General features: G+C 64.9%; 16 protein-coding genes and 1 pseudogene. 12 read left to right on the top strand and 5 right to left on the bottom strand.

Annotation, left to right across the window (positions count from 1 at the left end):
* The first annotated feature begins 129 nt into the window (after positions 1 to 129).
* From Q0S16_RS24070 to Q0S16_RS24055, 4 genes and pseudogenes are all read left to right on the top strand, one after another.
* Positions 130 to 1,820, top strand: a pseudogene (locus tag Q0S16_RS24070) (methyl-accepting chemotaxis protein).
* 681 nt (positions 1,821 to 2,501) lie between these two features.
* The gene (locus Q0S16_RS24065; RefSeq protein WP_295854299.1) at positions 2,502 to 4,193 is read left to right on the top strand and encodes a methyl-accepting chemotaxis protein; all 1,692 of its coding nucleotides are present in this window, start codon (positions 2,502 to 2,504) and stop codon (positions 4,191 to 4,193) included.
* A gap of 100 nt (positions 4,194 to 4,293) precedes the next feature.
* The gene (locus tag Q0S16_RS24060; RefSeq protein WP_295854296.1) at positions 4,294 to 6,324 is read left to right on the top strand and encodes a methyl-accepting chemotaxis protein; all 2,031 of its coding nucleotides are present in this window, start codon (positions 4,294 to 4,296) and stop codon (positions 6,322 to 6,324) included.
* A 53-nt stretch (positions 6,325 to 6,377) separates the two neighbouring features.
* Positions 6,378 to 8,132: a HAMP domain-containing methyl-accepting chemotaxis protein gene (locus tag Q0S16_RS24055; protein ID WP_295854293.1), complete on the top strand. Its 1,755-nt coding sequence runs from the start codon at positions 6,378 to 6,380 to the stop codon at positions 8,130 to 8,132.
* A 66-nt stretch (positions 8,133 to 8,198) separates the two neighbouring features.
* On the opposite strand, the gene Q0S16_RS24050 is transcribed toward Q0S16_RS24055, so the two are convergent.
* Positions 8,199 to 10,001, bottom strand: a complete 1,803-nt coding sequence (locus Q0S16_RS24050) for a carbamoyltransferase C-terminal domain-containing protein (protein WP_295854290.1) — start codon at positions 9,999 to 10,001, stop codon at positions 8,199 to 8,201.
* A 359-nt stretch (positions 10,002 to 10,360) separates the two neighbouring features.
* Between Q0S16_RS24050 and Q0S16_RS24045 the strand changes: the two genes are divergently transcribed.
* The 4 genes from Q0S16_RS24045 (at position 10,361) to mctP (ending at position 13,951) form a co-directional block, all read left to right on the top strand.
* Positions 10,361 to 10,696 (top strand): hypothetical protein, encoded by a 336-nt coding sequence (locus tag Q0S16_RS24045; RefSeq protein WP_295854287.1) that lies wholly within the window; start codon positions 10,361 to 10,363, stop codon positions 10,694 to 10,696.
* Positions 10,697 to 10,892: 196 nt separating this feature from the next.
* On the top strand, positions 10,893 to 12,005 hold the full coding sequence (locus tag Q0S16_RS24040; RefSeq protein ID WP_295854284.1) for an NADH:flavin oxidoreductase/NADH oxidase: 1,113 nt from the start codon (positions 10,893 to 10,895) through the stop codon (positions 12,003 to 12,005).
* 265 nt (positions 12,006 to 12,270) lie between these two features.
* Positions 12,271 to 12,456: a DUF3311 domain-containing protein gene (locus Q0S16_RS24035; RefSeq protein ID WP_295854279.1), complete on the top strand. Its 186-nt coding sequence runs from the start codon at positions 12,271 to 12,273 to the stop codon at positions 12,454 to 12,456.
* Positions 12,446 to 13,951: a monocarboxylate uptake permease MctP gene (gene mctP, locus Q0S16_RS24030; protein WP_295854275.1), complete on the top strand. Its 1,506-nt coding sequence runs from the start codon at positions 12,446 to 12,448 to the stop codon at positions 13,949 to 13,951. Before Q0S16_RS24035 ends, mctP begins: the two co-directional genes overlap by 11 nt.
* 17 nt (positions 13,952 to 13,968) lie before the next feature.
* On the opposite strand, the gene Q0S16_RS24025 is transcribed toward mctP, so the two are convergent.
* Genes Q0S16_RS24025 through Q0S16_RS24015 form a run of 3 tightly spaced genes read right to left on the bottom strand, consistent with a single transcriptional unit; the run spans position 13,969 to position 17,357 of the window.
* The gene (locus Q0S16_RS24025) at positions 13,969 to 14,466 is read right to left on the bottom strand and encodes a DUF427 domain-containing protein (protein ID WP_295854272.1); all 498 of its coding nucleotides are present in this window, start codon (positions 14,464 to 14,466) and stop codon (positions 13,969 to 13,971) included.
* A gap of 11 nt (positions 14,467 to 14,477) precedes the next feature.
* Positions 14,478 to 16,004, bottom strand: a complete 1,527-nt coding sequence (locus Q0S16_RS24020) for an alpha/beta fold hydrolase (RefSeq protein ID WP_295854269.1) — start codon at positions 16,002 to 16,004, stop codon at positions 14,478 to 14,480.
* A gap of 36 nt (positions 16,005 to 16,040) precedes the next feature.
* Entirely contained in the window at positions 16,041 to 17,357 is a 1,317-nt protein-coding gene (locus Q0S16_RS24015; RefSeq protein ID WP_295854266.1) for a DUF3422 domain-containing protein, read from the bottom strand.
* Between the two features lie 222 nt (positions 17,358 to 17,579).
* Between Q0S16_RS24015 and hemC the strand changes: the two genes are divergently transcribed.
* From hemC to Q0S16_RS24000, 3 genes are read left to right on the top strand one after another with little or no spacing between them, the layout of a single operon-like run.
* Positions 17,580 to 18,563: a hydroxymethylbilane synthase gene (hemC, locus tag Q0S16_RS24010; protein ID WP_295854262.1), complete on the top strand. Its 984-nt coding sequence runs from the start codon at positions 17,580 to 17,582 to the stop codon at positions 18,561 to 18,563.
* 16 nt (positions 18,564 to 18,579) lie between these two features.
* A complete protein-coding gene (bchI, locus tag Q0S16_RS24005; RefSeq protein WP_295854259.1) occupies positions 18,580 to 19,602 on the top strand; it encodes a magnesium chelatase ATPase subunit I in 1,023 nt (340 codons plus the stop codon).
* Positions 19,599 to 21,347 carry a magnesium chelatase subunit D gene (locus Q0S16_RS24000; RefSeq protein WP_295854256.1) on the top strand — a complete coding sequence of 583 codons (1,749 nt, stop codon included), beginning with the start codon at positions 19,599 to 19,601 and terminating at the stop codon, positions 21,345 to 21,347. Before bchI ends, Q0S16_RS24000 begins: the two co-directional genes overlap by 4 nt.
* A gap of 138 nt (positions 21,348 to 21,485) precedes the next feature.
* Here the strand turns inward: Q0S16_RS24000 and Q0S16_RS23995 are convergent, their stop codons facing one another.
* On the bottom strand, positions 21,486 to 23,594 hold the full coding sequence (locus Q0S16_RS23995; RefSeq protein WP_295854254.1) for a S9 family peptidase: 2,109 nt from the start codon (positions 23,592 to 23,594) through the stop codon (positions 21,486 to 21,488).
* An 80-nt stretch (positions 23,595 to 23,674) separates the two neighbouring features.
* On the opposite strand from Q0S16_RS23995, the gene Q0S16_RS23990 reads away from it, so the two are divergent.
* Positions 23,675 to 24,003: nuclear transport factor 2 family protein (locus tag Q0S16_RS23990; protein WP_295854251.1), on the top strand; the 329-nt coding region annotated here is incomplete at its 3' end.

Here is a 24,003-nt window from a genome sequence, read left to right as displayed (position 1 = left end):
TACAGGAGCGGGTGCATCGTACCGGCTCCTTCCCTCTGCCGGTTGGTCGTGTCGATGCCCGGGCTGACAATCAAGAAGTCAATTAGCTGAGCTACTCGCCGACGGTCATGACCGGGGGATTTTTGAATGATGCTTGCCAGCCTTTCGATCCGAACCAAGATTATCAGTGTCGTTTCTTTCCTGCTGCTCGCGATGTCGGTCATGGGTTTTCTGGCCATTCGCAACCTGCATGCGATCAATGCGCATGCGGCTGAAATCCAGGCCAGCTGGTTACCGAGCGTCCGCATATTGGGGGAGATGCGTGGCAGCGTTGCTTCCTACCGCAACGTCATTCGCGGTCACCTGTTGTCGCCCAAGGCCGAGGCCAAGGCGGACGCGGAACGACGGCTGGCGACCTTCGTCGCCAATTTGACGAACTTTCGCACGCGCTATGAAAAACTGATTTCGTCGCCGGAGGAACGGTCGATTTACGACGAATGGGCGCGGCGATGGGACGTCTACAAGATAGCGTCACTGGAAATTCTGGCATTGTCCAACCAGAGCGTCGGCCGGTTTCCGCAGGACGCCCAGGATCTGAACGAGACCAAGGTTATTCCGATGGGTCAGTTGTCGGACCGTCTGCTCGACAAGGATATCGACCTCAACAACAAGGGCGCCGACACCGCCGGCGCGGCGGCCGCGGCGGAGTATGAGTCGGCGTTGATGATGCTGACGACGCTGCTGGGCCTTTCGGCCGTGCTGGGCATCGGCCTTGCCGTCTATCTTGTGCGCGACGTGTCGAGCGGGATCAATTCCATCATCCGGCCGATGCAGGCGCTGGGCGCCGGCGATCTCACCGCGGTGGTGCCGCACCAGGGCGTCAAGACCGAAATCGGCGCGATGGGCGACGCGCTGCAAATCTTCAAGCAGGCGCTGATCGACAAGAAGGCGGCGGATGAAACCGCCATGGTCGATGCCAGTGCCAAGATCGAGCGTGGCCGCCGCGTCGATGGCATCACCCGTGATTTCGAGGCGACGATTGGCGATATCGTCAATACCGTGTCGTCCGCCTCGACCGAGCTGGAGGCATCGGCCGGCACGCTGACGGCGACAGCCGAGCGCGCGCAGCAACTCACAACGATGGTCGCCGCGGCTTCCGAGGCCGCCTCGACCAATGTTCAGTCGGTCGCCTCGGCCACCGAGGAAATGGCCTCTTCGGTGAACGAGATCAGCCGTCAGGTGCGGGAATCCTCGATTATCGCTGGTCAGGCGGTTGATCAGGCGCGCAAGACCAATGATCGTGTGGCTGAATTGGCGAAAGCCGCGGCGCGGATCGGCGACGTGGTCGAATTGATCAACACCATCGCCGGCATACCAATCTGCTGGCGCTGAACGCCACGATCGAGGCGGCCCGCGCCGGCGAGGCCGGCCGAGGCTTCGCGGTCGTGGCGTCGGAAGTAAAGGCGCTGGCCGAGCAGACGGCCAAGGCGACCGGTGAAATCTCGACGCAAATCTCGGGCATCCAGGCGGCGACGCAGGATTCTGTCGGCGCGATCCGGGAGATCGGCGACACGATCGGCCGGATGTCGGAGATCGCCTCGACCATCGCCTCGGCGGTGCAGGAGCAGGGCGCCGCCACGCAGGAAATCTCCCGCAACGTGCAGCTCGCCGCGCAGGGCACCATGCAGGTTTCGTCGAACATCACCGACGTGCAGCGCGGCGCCAGCGAGACCGGCTCGGCGTCGTCGCAGGTGTTCTCCGCCGCGCAGTCGCTGTCATCCGACAGCGGCCGCCTGAAGGCCGAAGTCGGAAAATTTCTGCGGTCGGTACGGGCGGCTTAGAGCCGGAAGCGTTTAATCTGGTTCGCAACTTCTGCCCCGTGATTGCGAGGTCAGGGAAAGCTCATTGGCTTTCCCCTTGGCGAAGCGACGCGGCAATCCAGCATGCCACAAGCAAGAAGACTGGATTGCTTCGTCGCAAGCGCTCCTCGGAAGAAAGGGCACTTGTCCCGGACGCGGCGCAATGCGCCTCCGCAGGAGGCGTCATGCGCCGCAGAGCCGGGACCGCCAAAAACGTCGTTGCCTGATAAGGTCCCGGCTCTGCGGAGCGGCATGGCGGCGATGCAAGGGCATCGCCTGAGAATGCCGCACCGCGTCCGGGACACGAACCCTATCTTTCATATCTCAGGATCGGCCAAAGGCCGGTACCGAACTCGCAATGACGGGGCCAGTGATACGAATTATTATAAAGCCATCCCGCTCTAGCTTCCGTGGCCGGCGTCGGGTCGGCCTTGCCGGCCGCGCGCCCTCGAATGGTGGAAGAAAGGGGCATCGAGCAAGCAAAGGCCGATGCTCTAAACATGCGGAACTGCTTCTTAACCAAATACCACCATGCTGTGGACGCGACGTTGATGTCGAGATCCGTTTTCGACTGTTGATTTCTGTATGACGCCACGGCGATTTAGCCGTCAAACACCGATTTTCGTCGTGCCACGTGCCCGACACCCCGATTGAGGGATTGATATGTTCGCCAGCCTTTCCATTCGCGCCAAGATCTCGAGCGTCATCGCTGTTCTATTGCTGGCCATGACCGGGATGGTTCTGTTGGCCGTCGGCAGAATGCAGATGATCGATGCCAGCGCCACCGAACTGAGCAGCCGCTGGTTGCCGAGCGTCCGGGTCCTGGGAGCGCTGAAGGCCAACACCATCACCTACCGGACCACGGTACGGGCCCACATGCTGGGCGATACCGCCGCCGAGAAGGAGGCGATGGAAAAGAGGTTGATCGCCACCATCAACGAGGAGGCGACCCTGCGCGCAACGTATGAGAGCCTGATCAATTCGGCCGAGGAACGCGGGATCTACAATGGCTGGCGCGACAAGTGGGCCGAGTACATGAAGAGCGCGGAGCAGGTGCTGGTCATGTCCCGCAACAGCATTGATAAAAGCATCCGTGATGCCCAGGTGCTGAACCAGACGACCGTCAATGATATCGGCAAGGCGGCCGATGCAATCCTCGAAATGGACATCGCACTCATCAACAAGGCGGCTGACGCCGCCGGACGCATCGCTTCCGAAAATTACCGCACGGCATTTGTCATGCTGACCGGCCTGCTCGGAGTCGCAGCGGTGCTTGGCATCGGCATCGGCATTTACCTGGTCCGCGACGTCTCGCGCGGCATCGCCTCGATCGTCACGCCGATGCAGGCGCTGGGCGCCGGCGATCTGACCGCGATGGTGCCGCATCAGGGCATGAAGACCGAGATCGGTTCGATGGGCGATGCGCTGCAGATTTTCAAGCAGGCGCTGATCGACAAGAAGGTGGCGGATGAAGCCGCGATGGCCGAGGCCGACAGCAAGATTGAACGCGGCCGTCGCGTCGATGGCATCACCCGGGATTTCGAGGCGAAGATCGGCGAGATCGTCGACACCGTGTCCTCCTCTTCCATTGAACTCGAGGCATCCGCGGGGACGCTCACGGCCACGGCGGAACGTGCGCAGCAGCTGGCCACGCTGGTCGCCACGGCTTCCGAGGCCGCCTCGACCAACGTACAATCGGTCGCTTCGGCTACCGAGGAAATGGCCTCCTCGGTGAACGAGATCAGCCGCCAGGTGCAGGAATCTTCCACGATCGCCAACCAGGCCGTCGATCAGGCGCGCAAAACCAACGACCGTGTTGGCGAACTAGCCCAGGCGGCGTCGCGGATCGGCGATGTCGTCGAACTGATCAATACCATCGCCGGGCAGACCAATCTGCTGGCGCTGAACGCCACGATCGAGGCGGCGCGGGCCGGCGAGGCCGGTCGCGGTTTCGCGGTGGTCGCCTCCGAAGTGAAGGCGCTGGCCGAGCAGACCGCCAAGGCGACCGGCGAAATTTCGGCGCAGATTTCCGGCATCCAGGCGGCGACGCAGGATTCTGTCGGCGCGATCCGCGAGATCAGCGACACCATCGGCCGGATGTCGGAGATCGCCTCGACCATCGCCTCGGCGGTGGAGGAGCAGGGCGCCGCCACGCAGGAAATCTCCCGCAACGTGCAGCTGGCCGCGCAGGGCACCATGCAGGTTTCGTCGAACATCACCGACGTGCAGCGCGGCGCCAGCGCCACTGGCTCGGCGTCGTCGCAGGTGTTTTCCGCCGCGCGATCGCTTTCGTCGGACAGTAACCGGCTGAAGGTGGAGGTCGGCAAATTCCTCAACTCGGTAAGGTCGGCGTAGCCAATATCTGGCGCGGTGCCGATCGAAAGACGACGGGGGCACCGGAGCCCTGTCGTTCAAACAAGAAGTCCGGTTTGACCATTCATCAACAGGCGGTAACATGAGCAAGATCAATCGTATCGGATACAAGCTTGGCTTGGCTGGACTTGTTGGCGTTATCGTGTCGATTGGCGGGATTGCCAATCAGAGCATGACCCAAGCCTCGCTGGCTGACCTCAATGCCCGGCGGGACGCGCAGCAGACCGTTTCCGAACAGGCGCTCACCGCCGCGATCGGCTTTCGCAGGGTCCAGCTTGCGAGCAAGGATATTCGTTACGCCAAAAATCAGGTCGATATCGACAAGGGCGTCGGCGAGCTTCCGGTGGCCAAATCATTATATGAAAAGCCGCTGGATACCGCGATCGCGGCGGCTCCGGAAGCCGAGAACAAGGCGCGGTTCGAAAAGATCAAATCGCTGGTCGCCGATTACAGCGTCGCGGTTGACGAACTGGCAAGGCTGGGGCGCAGGAAGTTCGAACTGCTTGGTGTGAGCAATGCGCAGGCCGCCAGTTGGAGCGCAGGACAAGAAGCGCTGCTTGCCCTGCCAGGCATAACGCAAGACCCGGGCCGCGCTGCTATCGAGCGTGAAGTGTATGAGGCAACGGCCATCTTCAATGCGATTTCCGCCGCCAGTTGGCGCTTTGCAACCACGGGCGAGCCGGAGTTGAAGAGCAAGATCGCGGGCGGCGAAGTTCGGGTCCGCGACATTCTCGCACGTGGCGGTTCGCTTGCCGAAGATCCCGCGGTGCGAGGCGCCATCGAGGCACTCGCGCCGATCGCCAAGGCGTTCATCGCGACGACGGTGGAACTGATCAAGATCGAGGAGAACACCGCCACCTTGCTTCAAACCCGTGCCTTGCCGGCCGCAAATCAAGGGTCCGAGCAGATTAGCGCGTCGCTGGTCACGGCACGAAAGTCCGCGGCCGAGGCCCGGGAATTGGCCGCAAATGAGTCGCTGCGGGCCAGCCAGATCAGCCTGGCGCTGTCGGCGGTGGTGGTGCTGTCGATCGTCGGTTCCGTGGTGTTTGCGTTTCTGGGCGTGGCGCGGCCGATGACGCGTCTGAACGCGGCGATGGGGCGTATTGCGGCCGGAGAAATCGAGGTCGTCGTTTCCGGCGCGGATCGTGGCGACGAGGTTGGCGACATGGCCAAGACCATCACCGTGATTCAGGAAAATGCCGAGCGCAAGGCGCACGCCGAAGCCGATGCGATCGTGCTCAGCGAGCAGCGCGCGGCCGGGCAACGCAAGGCGGAAATGCACAAGCTTGCCGGCGATTTCGAGGGCGCGATCGGGGACATCATCGAGACCGTTTCCTTGGCCTCGACCGAACTGGAGACTTCCGCCAACACCCTTTCGGCGACCGCCGCGCGCGCGCAGCAACAGACCCTCGCGGTCGCCGCCGCCTCGGAACAAGCCTCCACCAACGTACAATCCGTGGCATCGGCCACCGAGGAAATGGCGTCCTCGGTCAATGAGATCAGCCGTCAGGTTCAGGAATCGTCGCGCATGGCCAACGAGGCGGTGGACCAGGCGCGCAAGACCAACGACCGCGTCGGCGAATTGGCCAAGGCGGCGTCGCGGATCGGGGATGTGGTCGAACTGATCAACACCATCGCCGGGCAGACCAATCTGCTGGCGTTGAATGCGACGATCGAAGCGGCGCGAGCCGGGGAGGCAGGTCGCGGCTTCGCGGTCGTCGCCTCCGAAGTGAAGGCGCTGGCCGAGCAGACCGCCAAGGCGACCGGCGAAATTTCGGCGCAGATTTCCGGCATCCAGGCGGCGACCCATGAGTCCGTCGGCGCCATTCGCGAGATCGGCGACACCATCGGTCGGATGTCGGAGATTGCCTCGACCATCGCCTCGGCGGTGGAAGAACAGGGCGCGGCGACCCAGGAAATCTCCCGCAACGTCCAGCAAGCCGCGCGCGGCACCACCCAGGTGAGTTCGAATATCGGTGAGGTGCAGCGCGGCGCCTCCGAGACCGGCTCGGCCTCGACGCAAGTGCTGTCAGCGGCGCAATCGCTGTCGTTGGACAGCCAGCGCCTCAAGGCCGAGGTGGGCCGCTTTCTGGATTCGGTACGCGCGGCCTGAAGCGTCATTCAGCCTGCTGCGCTCTGAACCATTGATCATACATTTGAGGAAATATGACTCGCTTCATCCTGAACCTGCGTATCGGAACCAAGCTTGCAATTTCATCGGTACTTGGTATCGCTCTGACTGGCTTCATGCTCTACAGCCAGATGATCGGCGCCGCCGCGGTTCGCGGCACTTACGAGGTCGGCTTGCGGCAGATGACCGTGGCGCAGATCGCCGCGGAGATCAAAGCTTCGGCGCGCGGTATGCAGACCGCGGTTCGGGATGTGCTGGGCGCGAAGGTCGCCGCGGACCTTCCCAAGGCGGATGAGTACTTCGCCGCCCGGCAAAAAACCGCCGTCGAATTCCTGGCCCAGATGTCGGAGATCTCAAAAACGCAGGAAAACCAGGCGCGAATTTCAAAATTGACCGGCTTGATCGCCGATCTCGCCAAGGGACGCCAGCAGATCGTGGCGCTGCGGGCCGAGACGATCGGGCTGACCGCCGGGCAGGCGATCGTGGATGCTGACAAGGCTGCCCGCATTGTCAAACTTAACGAGGGGATTGAAACGATCCGCGCGCAGCAGATGGTTCCCACCAGTTCTGAGATCGAGGCCATCGCCACCGACATTATCGACTTCAGCAAGCAGCGTAGCCAGGCGACACAAGCCGAAGCGGTGGCGCGGACGGTAGCGTCGGAGCAGTCCACCGCGGTTCTCGCCGGTGCGACCGTCCTGCTGCTGATCGGGACTTGCCTGTTCTGCGTCTTCACCATCGCCCGGCCGATGCGGTCGCTCAGCACATCGATGCTGGAACTCGCCGAGGGCAAGTTCGAGACGGTGCTGCCCGGCCTCGGCCGTGGCGATGAGATCGGCGACGTCGCTGGCGCCGTGGAAAAATTCAAGCTCAAGGCACAGGAGCGCGCGGTGCAGGAGGCGAACCGACAGGCCGAGCAGGCCGGCCGAGCCTCCGAACAGCGCAAGCGCGAGATGCGCCGACTTGCCGATGATTTCGAAAGCGCGGTGGGCCAGATCGTACAAACGGTGTCGTCGGCGTCGACCGAACTGGAGGCTTCGGCCGGGACGTTGACGGCGACGGCGGCGCACGCGCGGCAGTTGACGGCGACGGTGGCGGAAGTTTCGCAGGCGGCTTCCAGCAACGTGCAGTCGGTGGCGTCCGCCTCGGAGCATATGACGTCCTCCGTCCATCAAATCAGCCGCCACGTGCAGGAATCGGCGCGCATCGCAGGCGAGGCCGTGCAGCAGGCGCAGAAAACCAATGACCGTGTCGGCGAACTGGCCAAGGCCGCCGCCCGCATCGGCGATGTCGTCGAACTGATCAACACCATCGCCGCCCAGACCAATTTGCTGGCGCTCAACGCCACCATCGAGGCGGCCCGCGCCGGCGAAGCTGGCCGTGGTTTCGCGGTGGTCGCATCGGAAGTAAAGGCGCTCGCCGAGCAGACCGCCAAGGCGACCGGCGAGATCAGCACGCAGATCCACGGCATCCAGTCGGCCACCGGGGAATCCGTGACGGCGATCAAGGAGATCGGCGACACCATCGCCAGGATCTCCGAGATTGCCTCGACCATCGCCTCCGCGGTGGAGGAGCAGGGCGTCGCCACGCAGGAAATCTCCCGCAACGTGCAGCTGGCCGCGCAGGGCACCATGCAGGTATCGTCGAACATCACCGACGTGCAGCGCGGCGCCAGCGAGACCGGCTCGGCGTCGGCGCAGGTGCTGGCGGCGGCGCAATCGCTATCGGGCGAGAGCAATCACCTCAAAGCCGAAGTCAGCAAGTTCCTGGAATCGGTGCGTGCGGCGTAATCGCTCGAAAATCACACCATGTCGTCCCGGCCAAGTGAGCGAAGCGAAGGCTGAGCCGGGACGTCGCTACTTCACATTCGATAGCACCAGGCCGGCGACATCCATATAGGTCCGGACCAACGGTGCGATGAAGCGATGCGCCGCGGTCTTTGACACCATCGTGTCATGCAGGATCAGGTGGTCGATGCCGGTGGTCAGAAAGCACGCGATGGCGTCGCGCGGAGTCTCGACGATCGGTTCGCCCTTGACGTTGAACGAGGTGTTGAGCAGCACCGGCACACCGGTCAGCGCTTCGAACTCCCTCAGCAGCCGATATAGTATCGGGTTGGTGTCCTCGGTCACCGTCTGCACCCGCGCGGTGCCGTCGACATGGACGATGGCCGGAATTCTGTCGCGCCATTCCGGCCGTACCGGCTTGGCGATCAGCATGAACGGCGAATCCTCGTCGCCCTCGAAAATTTCGTGCGCGCGTTCGGCCAGCACGATCGGCGCGAACGGGCGAAACGGCTGGCGGTGCTTGACGCGGCTGTTGATGGTGTCCTTCATCTCCGGCCGGCGCGGATCGGCGAGAATACTGCGATGGCCGAGCGCGCGCGGGCCGAATTCCGAGCCGCCCTGGAACCAGCCGATCACCTGCTGATCCGTCAGCAGTTTCGCGGTATCGCGGCAGATATTGTCGCTGCGCACCGCGCGGGTCTGCGCCTTCACCAACGTTCGCCGCGTCGCCGCCTCGACATCGGCGTCGGGATAGGTTTTTCCGGTGTAGGAGTGCTTCATCACGAAGCGGCGCGGCTGTTGCTGCAGCTCGAGCAGGCCGTAATAGGCGCAACCGATGGCGATGCCATTGTCGCCGGCCGCCGGCTGGATCCAGACCTTGTCGAAGCCGGACTCGCGGGCGATGCGGCCATTGGCGACGCAGTTCAGCGCGACGCCGCCGGCGATGCAGAGGTTTTTCGCACCGGTGGTTTCGCGCAACCAGCGCGCGCGGGCGAGCAGCACCTTTTCGGTGTCGTCCTGCACCCGCCAGGCGAGGTCCTCCCAGTGCCGCATCGAGGGATGGTTCTCCCATTTGCCGTCCTGGTCCGGCACGTAAGGCTGGTTGTAGTCCGGTGACCAGCGCGGCACCGTCAGCACATTGTCGGCGATCTGCATCAACGGCCCGATCGCGTCGTGGCGGCCGTAGGGCGCCAGCCCCATCAGCTCGCCGCACTTGTTCCAGTCGCCGAACACATAGGTCGAGGCCCGGCTGTACAGCGCGCCGAGGCCCGGCATGTTGTAGAATTCGTCGCTGAGGAAGCCGCGGTCGGGCTCCATCCAGACTTTCTTCACACAATCGAGCCTGCTGCCGCTGAAGCTGTAATAGCTCTCGGACTCCCTCGCCAGCGGCGAGCCGGCGTCCGCGGCGGGAAACGACTCCATGACGTCGGAGCGATAGCTGCCGACGCCATCGACGATCATGATGGCCCCTTCGTCGAACGGGCACACGGCAAAGGCGCTGTAGGCATGCGCCAGATGATGCGAGATCGTCACCACCTTGCCGGTTCGCGATCGATATAGCGGATGTTTGGTCGCTTCGGCGCGCTCATAGTCCGGCAGGAAGCCCGGCATGTCCTGATACACCAGCCGGTCTTCCATTTCCGGCACCGGGAGGATGTAGCAGTTGCTGACCACCCATTCGACGTCGTCGAGCGTGATACCTTCCGCACCCAGGCAGTAATCGATCACCTCCCGGTAAAAGCCGGTAGCGTGCTTTTCCCGGGTGATGCGCTCCTTCTCGATCGCATAGACGATCTCGCCATCGCGAAGCAGGCAGGCGCTGACGTCGTGATCATAGGTGTTGAGGCCGATAATATAGCGAGGCTTGGGCATGGATCATTTTCTGCGACTGTGGAACGCAAAATATCGGAGATCAAAGTGGTCGGCGTGAGGCATGGCAGCATCGGGCGCGCACGGTGCACCTGCGAAGACAGCCGCGAACATAGAGCGCGAGATCACGAAGGCAACATCAACGATCGGGCAATGCGCGTTTGTTCGCAAGCGCGGAATGGTTGCAACCTCACCGGCGCCAACGCCTGAACCCATTCTTGTCCGATCGGTAGTTAACGCCTTGCCATGGCCATAATACTAATATGTTTTCAGACTAAGCGCGAATTGAGTTTGGCCACGGTTCAATTCGACGACGGAAGCGTTCTACGTTTGCTGCTTCGATGGAATGGGAGAACCCGAGAATGGCTCACACCACATCTACCAGGCGCCATAATTTCGTGACCCGCTGCCTCGCGGCGATGGCGCTGATCTCTGTGTATTGCGTCGGCATTATCGGCGCTTCGGCCGTGTTGCTGACCACGGCGAGTACGTCGGCTGATGCCCGTGGGGGCGGGCGTGGCGGCGGCGGCCGCGGGGGTGGTCGCGGCGGCGGTTTCCGCGGTGGCGGCGGTTTCCGTGGCGGTGGCGGTTGGGGCCGTGGCCGTGGCCGTGGCTATGGCTTCTACGGCGGCCCGCGCTTCGTGACGCCGGGGTGCTATTTCAGCCGTCGATGGGGCCGGGTGATCTGCCCGTATTGATCCGGGTGTCGGCGCTGTAGCGCCTGACAGGTCGAATGGCGGGGCGTATCAGGAAGCTGATACGCCCCGTTTATGTTACGAATGCCGCGGCCGTGATCCCAGGCGGGCTTGCCTTTTGACGCGATCGCGTCAATTCCATAGGGACAACCGCGGCTCCCGGCCGCGCGGCCTTTGACCCTCGCACCCCGGAATCCCCATGAGCGCCTTGTTCTCTCCGTTCACCATGCGCGACCTGACGTTGCCCAACCGCATCGTGGTGTCGCCGATGTGCCAGTATTCCGCCGTGGATGGCTGCGCCACCGAGTGGCACATGATGCATCTGGGTACGATGGCACTGTCCGGCGCCAGCCTGCTGTGCCTGGAGGCGACCGCCGTGGAAGCCATCGGCCGCATCACCCCGGGCGATCTCGGTCTCTATGACGATGCGACCGAACAGGCGCTGAAGCCGGTGCTGGCGGCGATCCGTAAGCATTCGAAGGTCGCAGTGGCGATGCAGCTCGCCCATGCTGGTCGCAAGGCGTCAAGCCATGCGCCGTGGGACGGCGGCCAGCAGGTTGCGCTTGCCGATGGCGGCTGGGTCGCACAGGCGCCGTCGCCGGTGCCGCAGAAACCCGGCGAATTGATGCCGCAGCAGATCGACGCCGCCGGCCTCACCCGTATTCGCGACGCTTTCGTAGCGACCGCGAAGCGTGCCGACCGGCTCGGCATCGATGCGCTGGAGCTGCATGGCGCGCATGGTTATCTGCTGCACGAATTCCTGTCGCCGATTTCCAACCAGCGCACCGACGAATATGGCGGTTCGCTGGAAAACCGCATGCGCTTTCCGCTCGAAGTGTTTGACGCGGTGCGCGCTGTATTCCCCGCGGGCAAGCCGGTCGGGTTTCGCGTTTCGGCTTCGGATTGGGTCGAAGGCGGCTGGGATGTCGAGCAGACCATCGTGCTTGGCAATGAGTTGAAGAAGCGCGGCGTCGACTGGATCGATGTCTCCTCTGGCGGGGTCTCCCCGCAGCAGAAGATCACGCTCGGGCCGGGCTATCAGGTACCGTTCGCCGAGGCCGTGAAAAAGGCCACCGGCGTGCCGGTGATGGCCGTGGGGCTGATCACCGAGCCGCAGCAGGCCGAGGACATCATCGCTTCCGGCCAGGCCGACTTCGTCGCGCTGGCGCGCGGTCTGCTCTACAACCCGCGCTGGCCGTGGCATGCCGCGGCCCAGCTCGGCGCCACGGTTGATGCCCCGCCGCAATACTGGCGCTCGCAGCCCTCGACGCAGAAAGCACTGTTCGGCGATACGACGTTCGGCGGACGCTGAAACCGATTATTCCGGAGCGCGCGCTGCGCAAGCGGTGCGCGCTCTGGAATCCGCAAATGATTGGACGTCTCCAGGTTGCGGCCTGTGTTCCCTGCGGAACCCGTCCTGGAACAACAGACGCAGCCGTAACAGAGGCATTGCCACTCATGGCAGCCCTGCGGCTGGGTGCTTTACACGACAGAGTGTCGCACCTAGACAGGCGGCACGCGACCTGCCTCGCCGGCCTGCGCGCATGACATTCACCGGGCGGCAGGAGATCCCACTGATGAAACGGCACTATCTATGGCTGTTGCTGCTTCCCTTCATCGGTCTGCTGTGGCTGCCGTTCTATAATTTCAAGGATCCCGCGCTGTTCGGCTTCCCGTTCTTCTACTGGTACCAGCTCGCCTGGGTACCCGTGACCGCCGTGCTGACGTGGATTTCCTACCGGACCTATCCCCATGAAGACTGAACTCGATATTCCCGCGCTCGCGGTCTTCACCTTCTTTTTCGCGCTGGTCACTATCATGGGGTTTGTCGCAGCACGCTGGAAGCGTCCGAAGACGCTGGCCAGTCTTGACGAATGGGGCCTCGGCGGTCGCCAGTTCGGCACCTGGATCACCTGGTTCCTGGTCGGCGGCGACTTCTACACCGCCTATACGGTTATCGCGGTGCCTTCGCTGGTGTATTCGGTCGGTGCCTACGGCTTCTTCGCGCTGCCCTATACGATCCTGGTCTATCCGATCGTATTCCTGGTGATGCCGAGGCTGTGGCAGGCGGCCAAGGACAATGGCTATGTCACCGCCGGTGATGTCGTCTATGGCCGCTATTCCTCACGTACGCTGGAAGCCGCCGTCGCCATCACCGGCGTAATTGCCACCATGCCCTATATCGCGCTGCAGCTGATCGGCATGGCCGCGGCCGTCAAGGCGCTCGGCTTCGAGGGCGAATGGCCGCTGATCGCCGCCTTCCTGGTGCTGGCGCTGTATACCTACTCGTCGGGCCTGCGAGCGCCGGCGCTGATCGCCTTCGTCAAGGACATCATGATCTACATCGTCGTGATCGCGGCGGTGTCCTACATCCCGGGCAAGCTTGGCGGCTACGCCGCGGTATTCACCGCGGCCGAGGATGCGTTCAAGGCCAAGGGCTCCGGCAGCATCCTGCTGCAGCCCAGCCAGTACATCGCCTATGCCACGCTGGCGCTGGGCTCGGCCCTGGCGGCCTTCATGTATCCGCATACGCTGACGGGCATCTTTGCCAGCAAGAGCGCCACCACCATTCGCAAGAATGCGGTGCTGCTGCCGGCCTATACGCTGATGCTCGGCCTGCTGGCGCTGCTTGGCTATATGGGCCACGCCGCGCATCTCAAACTCGCCAGCAACAATGACGTGGTGCCGGCGCTGTTCCAGAACCTGTTCCCGGGCTGGTTCGCCGGCTTCGCCTTCGCGGCGATCGCGATCGGCGCGCTGGTGCCGGCGGCGGTGATGAGCATTGGCGCGGCCAATCTGTTCACGCGCAATTTCTGGAAGGCCTACGTCAATCCGGATGTGACGCATGCCCAGGAAGCCGGCGTCGCCAAGGTTGCCTCGCTGGTGGTCAAGGTCGGCGCGCTGCTGGTGATCATCTATCTGCCGACGCAGTTTGCGCTGGACCTGCAATTGCTCGGCGGATTGTGGATCCTGCAGACGCTGCCAGCGCTGGTCTTCGGCCTGTTCACCCGCTGGTTCACCGCGCCGGCGCTGCTCGCCGGCTGGGCGGTCGGCCTGTTCGGCGGTACCTACCTGACCTGGATGGACGGGCTGAAGCCGTTGCATCTGCTCACGATCGGCAGTTTTTCGGCAACCGCCTATGTCGGCCTGATCGCGCTGGTCGCCAACATCCTGGTGGCGTCGATCATCAATGTGATCGTGCGCCAGACCGCCGGTCCGTTCGCCTCGGATAGCTGGGTCGGCCTGCCCAAGGCCTGAACGCGTTCACCCGCGGCCTACCAGCCGCGGGTACCTTCGCCGCCCTTGAACGGGCCGACGATTTTTGACGTGATCCAGCCGCCATAAAAATCGCCCTGCTGCGCCTGCACTTGCTCGTCGCCCACCCAGCATTCATCGACCTTCGAGGCATAGAAGGCGGGGTAGCCGGCGATCGCGGCAAAGGCCGGCGTCGGCGTCGAATAGCTCCACGCCACGTTATCGGCGCGCCGGCCGTTGACCTCCAGCGACCAATAGATCGCCTGGCCCTTGAATTCGCACCACGAGCTTCCCGAGGCCCGGGCCAGATACTCTTTGGCGAGATCTTCCGGCGGCAAATAATACACCGGCGGATGGCTGGTCTCCAGCACGCGATAGCCGGCGACCGTGTCGGCGATGGTCTCGCCATTGAAGATCACGCGCAGCCGTTCGGTGACCTTCTCCAGCCGCGGCGGACGCGGATAGTCCCACGCTGATTCCTGGCCGGGCTCGGGCTCGATACGGGCGGGCTTGAACATGGTCTCTCCAATTATCTGACGATCATCGGGAATGTCACGGCGATCGCCCAGGCGAACACCGCGGCATTGGCCAGCGCGCCGGGCAGCGGATGGTAGGTGGCACGGTAGCACCATTGGCTGATCAGGCCGAACGCAAAGAACAGCAGCAGGATCGCCGGCACGATGATCGCGAGGAAGAACAGCTTTGTTGGATTCAGCGCTACGGCGATTGCCAGCGACAAAAGGAAGGCGAATTTCGTCAGCGCATAGGCGCCGCGCCGGGCGCCGGCGCCGCGCGTCAGCCATTCATCGGCGATGAAATAGGGCAGCGCGCCGGCCGCGATCGCGGCCATTACCGGCCAACGCAGTGGAATTGGCCAGAACGAGAATATGTAAGTGTCCAGCGCCAGGCCGAAGCCGATGATGTTGTAGGCGGCCACCGCGAGCGCCGCGAGGATGATGGACCGCTTCGAAATTGTGGCTGTCGCCGGTTCCGTTGGCCGCAGCCATAACAGCATCGTGCCGGTCAACGCGCCATACAGCAGGAAGTGCAGCGCGAGATAATCGCCAAGCAGGATCGACAAGAAATCCGTCGGCAGCTTGCACAGCAGCAGTGGCGTCAGCACGGCCGGCGCGAACGTCGCCAACAGCAGCGGTTTCCAGCTCAGGCCGCTGCCCGCAGGCGCCGCGGCAACCCGCGGCAGCACCGAGGATAGTGGCCAGGCCATCGCGATCAGCCCACCGAACAACAGCGCCAGCGAAACGCCGCGGCGATCGACGAAGCTGTCACCGGTGAGGCCGAAAGCCTGGTTCAGCCATTGCCGCGCGGCGATCATGCTGTCGTGGCTGTACAGCACGCCGATATGCTCGACGCCGGACGCCAGCACCAGTTTTCGCGCGGTGCCCTGCGTAAAATCGCCGTAGGTCTCGTTGGCCACCGCCTTGCCTCCCGTCGCGAGGCCGACGATCCGCAGCCCCTCGTCGCGCAGCATCTGGGGTTCGAGAGCGCCGACGATCACCAGTAGGTTATGCGGGCTGCTCGCGGTGACCACCGGCGAGAACACCGACACCGCGACGGTGGCTTGCACATCCGGATTTGCCTGCGCGTAGCGCACCACGATATCCGAGGCCATTGAATGGCCGAGCACCGCGAGCCGCCCGTCGCTGCCCGGCAGCGCGCGGGCAAAGGTCACGACCTCGCCAAGTTCCTTCTGCAGCGCGGCGGTGATACCGGTGCCTTCGCTGATGTCGCCACGCATCGGCCGCGGATTGCGGCCGTGGCCGAGGAAATCCAAGGTGACCGCGAGATAACCGTTGCGTGCCAAAGTGAGTGCGAATGGCTGCATCAGCTGTTGCGAACCGGCAAAGCCATGGGCGATCACCACGACAGGCGCGGGCGTGTCGCCCACGGGCCGGAACACCGTCACCGGCGTGGTACCGACGATCGCGCGGGAGATCTGCAATCCATGCCCGGCATCACTCAGGTTGAGGATAGAAATTGCGATGGCGCCGATCGCCAGTAGCGCAACCGCGCCCTTGGCCCAAATCGCCGCGCGCATGGTCGGTGATCCCGGCGGCGGGCGACCCGGCATGCCTCAGTCTTCGCCGGAAATATGCTTGCGCCGGATCCGCCGCACCGTCCACCAGATCGCCAATGCCGCCACGGGCACGAAAGCGGCGGTGACGATGCTCGGCTCCAGATGCAGCCTGCCGCTGTCATGGGCGGCCTTGGCGAGATAGCCGAACAGGCTGACCACGTAATAGGTGATCGCTGCCACCGACAGGCCTTCGACCGTGGTCTGCAGCCGCAGTTGCAGCCGGGTCCGGGCGTTCATGGATTTCAGCAGTTCCTGGTTCTGCTGTTCGAGTTCGACATCAACGCGGGTGCGCAGCAAATTGGCGGCGCGCGCCAGCTTGACCGCCAGATTGGACTGCCGGTTCTCGATGGTCACGCAGGTGCGCAGCGCCGGATTCATGCGGCGGGCGAGGAAGGACGACCAGGTCGGCAGGCCGCCGACCTTGCGCTCGCCGATGGTCTGCAGCCGCTGGGTGACGATGTCCTCATAGGCCCGGCTGGCGCCGAACCGGAACCCGCTGATGGCGGCGCCAGCCTCGACATCGGCGGCCAGTGCCGTGAGTTCGTCGAGCAGCCGGTGATTGCTCGGCAGGTCACCGGGGCGGCGCATTTCCTGGGTGACTTCCGCCAGCCGCTGCTCGCTGGCAGCGATCGAGGGCGCCAGCCGCTGCGCCTCGGGCAGGCCGAGCAGCGCCAGGGTCCGGTAGGTTTCCAGTTCGATGACGCGCTGCGCGAGCGCCCCGGCGCGTTCGGCCGGCATGCCGCGATCGATCAGCAGGATGCGGACGAACCCGGACGGCCCGGTCTGGAAGTCGGTGGCATAGATCGCGGCGCCGTCGGAATTTTCCGCCACCGCCAGGCTGGCACGGTCGAATAATAGCTCCGGCGCAGTGCGCTCGCCATCTTCGGCCATTGCGTGCAAGTCGATCGCCACCAGCAGCGGTCCGGGCTGTGGCACCAGCCTCATCGGCGATGCCAGGGAGGCCGCGTCGGGGTGAAACGGGCTACCGCCAGGCGGCGAGCGCATCTCCCAGGTATAGGTGGTGAACTCGGAATGCTGTTCCCAGCGCAGCGTAATGCTGCCGAACGGCACGCGGTGGTGCTTCTCGCTGGGGCCGGGCGGCGGCAGGCCGCGGGCCACGCAGAACACCACCAGATTGGCGCGGTCGGCCTGGGCCAGGGGGCCGGTGGTGTCGAAGGCAAAATGAATGATCCGGCAGGGCACCTCGATGGCAGTAAAGGGCCGCGCATGGACCTCGCCGAGCACCGCCGCACGCAGCGGGTGTGGCACCAGATGCGCGCCTTCGCCATCGCCGATCAGGACTTCAGCACTCACGCGCGTCCTCATTCCAGCCATCGATCACCGGCGAACCAGCCGGCTTTCCTGACTACCATTGCGCGCCGCGGGATAGAAGCTGATTCATCCTGACTGTGAAGGCCGGCCCGGTGATCCGCGGGAAATAAGAGCATCCGTTTGCATTCCGTTGCCGGCTGGCTTTAATCTCCTGGCAACAGGTTCCGCGTCAATTGCGCGGTCGACGGGGATGGAGCGTGCTTGGTGACAGTTTCTATGCGTATCGGCACGCGAAAGAGCACGATGGCGCTGGCGCAGACCGAAGAGATCGCGCGGCGGCTGTTGGTGGTGGCGCCTGAGCTCGATGTCGAGATCGTCAAGTTCGACCCGGTGGGTGACCGCGACCAGACCAGCAACCTGTTGCGCCATGGCGGCAAGGGTGGCGCCTTTGTCGGCGAAATCCGCGCCGCGGTGCGCGCCGGCACGCTGCAGGCCGCGATGCATTCGCTGAAGGACATGCCCGGCAATGAAGATACGCCCGGCCTGGTCATCGGCGCGGCGCTGGTGCGCGATCCGCCGACCGACGCGCTGGTGCTGCGCGACGGCGTGACGTTGGAAGATCTGCGGCGCGCGCGTGGCGAGGGTTTCAAGATCGGTACCAATGCCGTCCGGCGTGCCGCCTATGCGCGGCGGCTGTTTCCCGCGATCGAGGTGATCCACTTTCGCGGCGCCGCCGACACCCGGGTGCGCAAACTCGACGGCTGCGAGATGCAGCGGCTGCCGGGCGGCGGCGAGGTCGGTCCCGCCGATGCGCTGATCATGGCGCGCTCCGGCCTCGAACGCGTCGGGCTGGCGCACCGCATTGCCCATGATTTCTCGATCGAGGAGATGCTGCCGGCCGCCGGGCAGGGCATCGTCGCGGTCGAATGCGCGGCGTCGGACTGGGCGACGCGGCGCTATCTGTCGCTGATCGACGATCCCGCCGCACGGCTGTGCTGCGACGCCGAACGCGAAGTGCTCTGGGTGCTGAACGGCCACTGCAATTCGCCGATCGCGGCCTATTCGATCATCAGCGGTCACGACATGTCGATGACCGCCTCGGTGCTCGACGAGGCGGGCGGTCATTTCATCGAAGTGACGCGCTCGGGCCCGGCGGACCGGCCGCGCGAACTCGGTCGCGCCGTCGGGCTCGATTTGCTGCACAAGGGCGCCGGCGAGATCATCGAACGCAGCCGCCCCGAACCATGACAATGTAGGATTTCGCATGGCGTCAGTGTTTCCGTTTTCGGCGATCGTCGGACAGGACGAGATGAAACTGGCGCTGCTGATTGCCGCCGTCGATCCCAAGGTTGGCGGCGTGCTGGCATTCGGCGATCGTGGCGCCGGAAAATCCACCGCCGTGCGTGCGCTGGCGGCGCTGCTGCCGAAGATGAAGGTGGTCGCCGGCTCGCGCTACAATTGCGATCCGGAGCGGCCGGAGGAATTCTCCGACGAGAGCCGCGCGCTGGCCGCAAGAGGTCCACTGAAGATCGCGCAGGTCCCTGTGCCCGTCGTCGACCTGCCGCTCGGCGCCACCGAGGACCGCGTCGTCGGCGCGCTCGATCTGGAACGCGCGCTCGCCAAAGGCGAGAAGGCGTTCGAGCCTGGCCTGCTGGCGCGCGCGCATCGCGGCTTCCTCTATATCGACGAAGCCAATCTGCTGGAGGATCACCTCGTTGATCTCTTGCTCGACGTCGCGGCCTCCGGCGAGAATGTCGTCGAACGCGAAGGCTTGAGCATCCGCCATCCCGCGCGTTTTGTCCTGGTCGGCACCGGCAATCCGGAGGAAGGCGAGCTACGCCCGCAACTGCTCGATCGCTTTGGCCTGTCGGTGGAGGTGAAGACGCCCGACAATCTCAAGGACCGCATCGAGGTGGTGCGCCGCCGCGATGCTTTCGAGCGCGACGGCGCGGCGTTTATTGCGAGCTGGGCGAAGGAGGAGACTAAACTGCGCAAGAAGATTGTCGTCGCGCGCGAACGCTCGCCCTCGGTGGCGGTGTCCGACGCGGCGCTGGAACGCGCGGCGACTTTGTGTATGACGCTTGGGACGGACGGGTTGCGCGGTGAACTCACGCTGATGCGCGCGGCGCGCGCACTCGCCGCTTTGGAGGGCGCCAGCGATGTCACCGACGCGCATCTGAAGCGCATCGCGCCGTCGGCGCTTCGGCATCGGCTGCGCCGCAATCCGCTCGACGACGCCGGCTCCAGTGTCCGCGTTGATCGCGCCGTTGCTGAGATTTTCGGATGAGCGCGGCGCGCTGGGCCGATGCCATGGTCGCGGCGCGATTGTTCGCCGTCGATCCCGCCGGCACCGGCCTGCTGCTGCGCGCCCGCGCCGGACCGGTCCGCGAGCGCTTTCTGGCGCTGCTGCGCGCGGCGCTGCCGGCAATGCCTCCGCTGAAACACCTGCACGTGGCAATTGCCGATGGTCGGCTGCTCGGCGGCTTGGATCTCGACGCCACGCTGCGCGCCGGCCGGCCGGTGGCCGAGCGCGGAGTGCTGGCCGAGGTCGATGGCGGCGTGTTGCTGCTGGCGATGGCGGAGCGCATGTCGCCGGCAACCGTGGCGCATGTCACGGCCGCGATGGATTCGGGTGAATGCCTGGTCGAGCGCGACGGCCTGTCGCTGCGGCTGCCGGCGCGGTTCGGCGTCGTGGCGCTCGACGAGGGCCTCGAGGACGAAGGCGCCGCGGAAGCACTGTGCGACCGGCTGGCATTGCATGTCGATCTCGACGATGTCGCGTGGGGCGACACCGTCGAATTCGCCATCGATGCGAATGATATCGCAGCGGCGCAAGCGCGGCTCGCATCGCCGCGGGGGAGCGATGCGCAAATTGAGGCGCTGTGCGCCGCCGCCGCCGCGCTCGGCGTCGTTTCGCTACGCGCGGTGTTACTGGCGCTGCGCGTCGCCCGCGCCAGCGCGGTGCTGGCCGGTCATGCGCATCTCGGGCAGGACGACGTCGCGCTGGCGGCGCGTCTGGTGCTGGCCGCGCGCGCGCGAATTCTTCCCGAGCGACAGGAACCGCAACCGGCCGAGTCGCCGCCCGAGCCCGACGACCCGTCGGGCGATCGTGCGCCGGAGGACGAGCCGGCGCCGGATCCCGGTCGCGCGCTCGATGAAATCATCCTCGCAGCCGCGCAGGCGGCAATCCCGCCGGGCGTATTGGCGGCGTTGCAGGCCTCCGCCGGGCGCGCGCAAGCGCGTTCCTCCGGCAGGGCGGGGGCCTGGCAAAAATCGAACCGGCGCGGCCGGCCGACTGGCGCGCGGCGCGGCGAATTGCGCGCCGGGGCCAAGCTGAACCTGATCGCGACGCTGCGCGCGGCGGCGGCGTGGCAGCCGCTGCGCCGGCGGGAGGCGGCGAACGCGGGAGTGCAACCGCCATCGCGCATCCTGATCCGGAAGCATGATTTCCGCATCAGCCGTTTTCGGGCGCGCAGCGAGACCGCGACCATCTTCGTGGTCGACGCCTCCGGCTCGGCGGCGCTGCACCGGCTGGCCGAAGCCAAGGGGGCGGTCGAATTGCTGCTGGCGGATTGCTATATCCGGCGCGACCAGGTCGCACTGATCGCGTTTCGCGGCGCCTCCGCCGAAGTGCTGCTGCCGCCGACGCGTTCGCTGGCGCGGGCCAGGCGCAGCCTCGCCGGTCTGCCGGGCGGTGGCGGCACGCCGCTGGCCGCCGGGCTCGATGCCGCCGTGCTGATGGCGGATGCGGTTCGTCGCAGGGGCCAGACGCCGACGGTGATCGTGCTTACCGACGGCCGCGCCAACATCGCCCGCGACGGCGCCCAGGGCCGCCCGCGCGCCGAACAGGATGCTGGCGCCGCGGCCCGACAGCTTCGCGCTGCGGGCATCCTGTCGGTACTGGTTGATACATCGCCACGGCCGGGGCCAATGGCCGCGCAATTCGCGCTCGAAATGGGCGCGCGCTATCTGCCGCTTCCGCATGCCGATGCGACGTTGCTGGCGCAGGCCGTGCGCGCGAGCGGGGGATAGGTGTCATTCTGGGGCGCACGGCAGTCGGCGCAGCCGGCTGGCGTGCGGATCCGGAATCCCGAGCGGTTCATCGCATCTCTGGATTTCCGGTTCGCTCGCGGCTCGCCGCTGCCGCCCCGGAATGACCGTGTTATCCGCTTACCCTTCATCCCCCTCCGACATCCCCACCGCCCACAGCGCGAAGGCATAGGCGATGGCGATCTCGTCGAGCCGGTTGAAGCGGCCGGAGGCGCCGCCATGACCGGCGCCCATATTGGTGCGCAGCAGCACCGGGCCGCCGCCGGTCATGGTGGCGCGCAACCGCGCGATCCATTTCGCCGGCTCCCAATAGGTGACGCGTGGATCGGTGAGGCCGCCCATCGCCAGGATCGCCGGATAGTCCTGCGCCGTCACGTTGTCATAGGGCGAATAGGACAGGATGGTCTTGAAGTCGGCTTCGCTCTCGATCGGGTTGCCCCATTCCGGCCATTCCGGCGGCGTCAGCGGCAGCGTGTCGTCGAGCATGGTGTTCAGCACATCGACGAACGGCACCTCGGCGACGATGCCGGCGAACAGGTCGCCGGCGCGGTTGGCGACCGCGCCCATCAGCATGCCGCCGGCGCTGCCGCCATGGCCGACAATGCGCTGCTCGCTTGAATAGTTTTCGGCGATCAAGGCGCGCGCGGAAGCGGCGAAATCGTCAAAGCTGTTGGTCTTCCTGTCGCGCTTGCCGTCGAGATACCAGCCCCAGCCCTTGTCGGCGCCGCCGCGGATATGCGCGATGGCATAGACAAAACCGCGGTCGACCAGAGACAGCCGGTTGGCCGAGAACGATGCCGGCATCGCCATGCCATAGGAGCCGTAGCCATAGAGCAGCAACGGCGCCGCGCCATCGCGCTTGAGGTCTTTGCGGTGCAGGATCGATACCGGCACCTCGGCGCCGTCATCGGCCTTCGCCATGATCCGGGTGGTGACGTAGTCGGCCGGGTTGTGGCCGGAGGGGATCGCCTGCCGCTTGCGCAACACCCGCTCGCGTGTCGTCATGTCGTAGTCGTAGACCTCCGACGGCGTTGTCATCGACGAATAGGCGAAGCGCAGATTGGTGGTGTCGAATTCGTAGCCGCCCATGGCGTCGAGCGAATAGGCGGCTTCATCGAAGGCGATGGCGTGTTCTTCCGAGGTCGCGAGATCACGGATGATGATCGCGGGCAACGCATTGGCGCGCTCGACCCGCACCAGATGGCCGGCGGTGAGATCGATATCGATCAGATAGATGCCTTCGCGATGCGGGATCAAATCGCGCCAGTTGGTTCGCGCGGGGGCGGCGAGCGGCGCGGTGACCAGCTTGAAGTCGATCGCATTATCGGCATTGGTGAGGATGAACAATTCGTCGCCGCGGTCGGCCAGCGAATATTGCACACCCTCCTCGCGCGCCGCGACCAGGCGCGGCGGCGCCTCGGGATGGGCGAGGTCGAGCAGGCGCTGCTCCGAGGTCTCGTGGTCGCCGCCGGCTATCACGCCGAACCGGCCGCTGGAGCTCTCGTGAATGTGCGTGAACCAGCCGGCGTCGGGCTCTTCGTAAATCAGTCTGTCGTCCGCCTGCTTCTGCCCAAGCCTGTGCAGCCAGACCTGCATCGGGCGATGATTGTCATCGAGCTTCACATAGAAGAACGCTTTTGAGTCCAGCGTCCACACCACGCCGCCATCCGTCTCCTCGACCAGGTCGGCGCTGTCGGTGCTGGTCGCCCAGTCGCGCACCCGGATCGAAAAATATTCCGAGCCGGCGATATCCGCGCTCCAGGCTTCCAGCGCGTGGTCGGGCGAGTGCCGGGCACCGCCGAATTTGAAATATTTGTGGTCGGCGGCCAGTTTGTCGCCGTCGAGGATGATGGTGGCCTCGCCGCCGTCGCGCGGCGTGCGGCCGTACATCTCGTGCTGGCCGCCCTCGCGGAATTTGCGCAGGTAGGACCATGGCCCGTCCTTGGCCGGCACGCTGGAATCATCTTCCTTGATGCGGCCGCGCATTTCCTTGACCAGCGTCTTCCGCAGCGCCGCGGTGCTGCCAAGCAGGCTGTCGCTATAGGCGTTCTCGGCTTCCAGATATTGCCGGATCTCCGGGTCCAGCACCGCGGGATCGCGCAGCACTTCCTGCCATTTCGCGTCCTTCAGCCAGGCGTAATTGTCGGTGACCGTGATGCCATGGGTGGTGAAGCTGTGCGGATGAACGGGCGCCACCGGTGCGGCGATCGGGGAGGTCGGCTTTGTCATGAACGCTCTTTTCGGGAGGAAATGATCGGACTATTGCTGGAGCCACACGGCTGTACCGCTCCGCCAATGTTGGACATTCCATGGATATAGAGATTCTCGACCGTCTTGCCATCCGCGACCTGATCGAAAACTGGGTGGTCTGGCGCGATGCCGGCGACTGGGAGCGGTTTCGCAGCGTCTGGTTCGATGACGGCCGCATGATGGCGACCTGGACCCAGGGCACCGCCGACGAATTCATCGCCATGAGCAAGGCTGGCTGGGCCAAGGGCGTCAATATCCTGCATTTCCTTGGTGGCAATTCGATCGACCTCGCAGGCAACCGTGCCGTCTCGCAGACGAAGATGACCATCTCGCAGCGGGCGCTGGTTCACGACGTCCTCGTCGATGTCGTCTGCACCGGGCGCTTCTA

Origin of the sequence: Tardiphaga sp., from assembly GCF_025356345.1 — a bacterium.
Lineage (GTDB): Bacteria > Pseudomonadota > Alphaproteobacteria > Rhizobiales > Xanthobacteraceae > Tardiphaga.
Note: the sequence above shows the minus strand (reverse complement) of the source record. Positions and strands in the feature narration are given on the sequence as shown.

What these genes read in the sequence shown, in the direction of transcription:
- Q0S16_RS24065 (WP_295854299.1), top strand. Translation starts at nt 2,502, where the DNA reads ATGTTCGCCAGCCTTTCCATTCGCGCCAAGATCTCGAGCGTCATCGCT.
- Q0S16_RS24060 (WP_295854296.1), top strand. Translation starts at nt 4,294, where the DNA reads ATGAGCAAGATCAATCGTATCGGATACAAGCTTGGCTTGGCTGGACTT.
- Q0S16_RS24055 (WP_295854293.1), top strand. Translation starts at nt 6,378, where the DNA reads ATGACTCGCTTCATCCTGAACCTGCGTATCGGAACCAAGCTTGCAATT.
- Q0S16_RS24050 (WP_295854290.1), bottom strand. Translation starts at nt 10,001, where the DNA reads ATGCCCAAGCCTCGCTATATTATCGGCCTCAACACCTATGATCACGAC.
- Q0S16_RS24045 (WP_295854287.1), top strand. Translation starts at nt 10,361, where the DNA reads ATGGCTCACACCACATCTACCAGGCGCCATAATTTCGTGACCCGCTGC.
- Q0S16_RS24040 (WP_295854284.1), top strand. Translation starts at nt 10,893, where the DNA reads ATGAGCGCCTTGTTCTCTCCGTTCACCATGCGCGACCTGACGTTGCCC.
- Q0S16_RS24035 (WP_295854279.1), top strand. Translation starts at nt 12,271, where the DNA reads ATGAAACGGCACTATCTATGGCTGTTGCTGCTTCCCTTCATCGGTCTG.
- mctP (WP_295854275.1), top strand. Translation starts at nt 12,446, where the DNA reads ATGAAGACTGAACTCGATATTCCCGCGCTCGCGGTCTTCACCTTCTTT.
- Q0S16_RS24025 (WP_295854272.1), bottom strand. Translation starts at nt 14,466, where the DNA reads ATGTTCAAGCCCGCCCGTATCGAGCCCGAGCCCGGCCAGGAATCAGCG.
- Q0S16_RS24020 (WP_295854269.1), bottom strand. Translation starts at nt 16,004, where the DNA reads ATGCGCGCGGCGATTTGGGCCAAGGGCGCGGTTGCGCTACTGGCGATC.
- bchI (WP_295854259.1), top strand. Translation starts at nt 18,580, where the DNA reads ATGGCGTCAGTGTTTCCGTTTTCGGCGATCGTCGGACAGGACGAGATG.
- Q0S16_RS24000 (WP_295854256.1), top strand. Translation starts at nt 19,599, where the DNA reads ATGAGCGCGGCGCGCTGGGCCGATGCCATGGTCGCGGCGCGATTGTTC.
- Q0S16_RS23995 (WP_295854254.1), bottom strand. Translation starts at nt 23,594, where the DNA reads ATGACAAAGCCGACCTCCCCGATCGCCGCACCGGTGGCGCCCGTTCAT.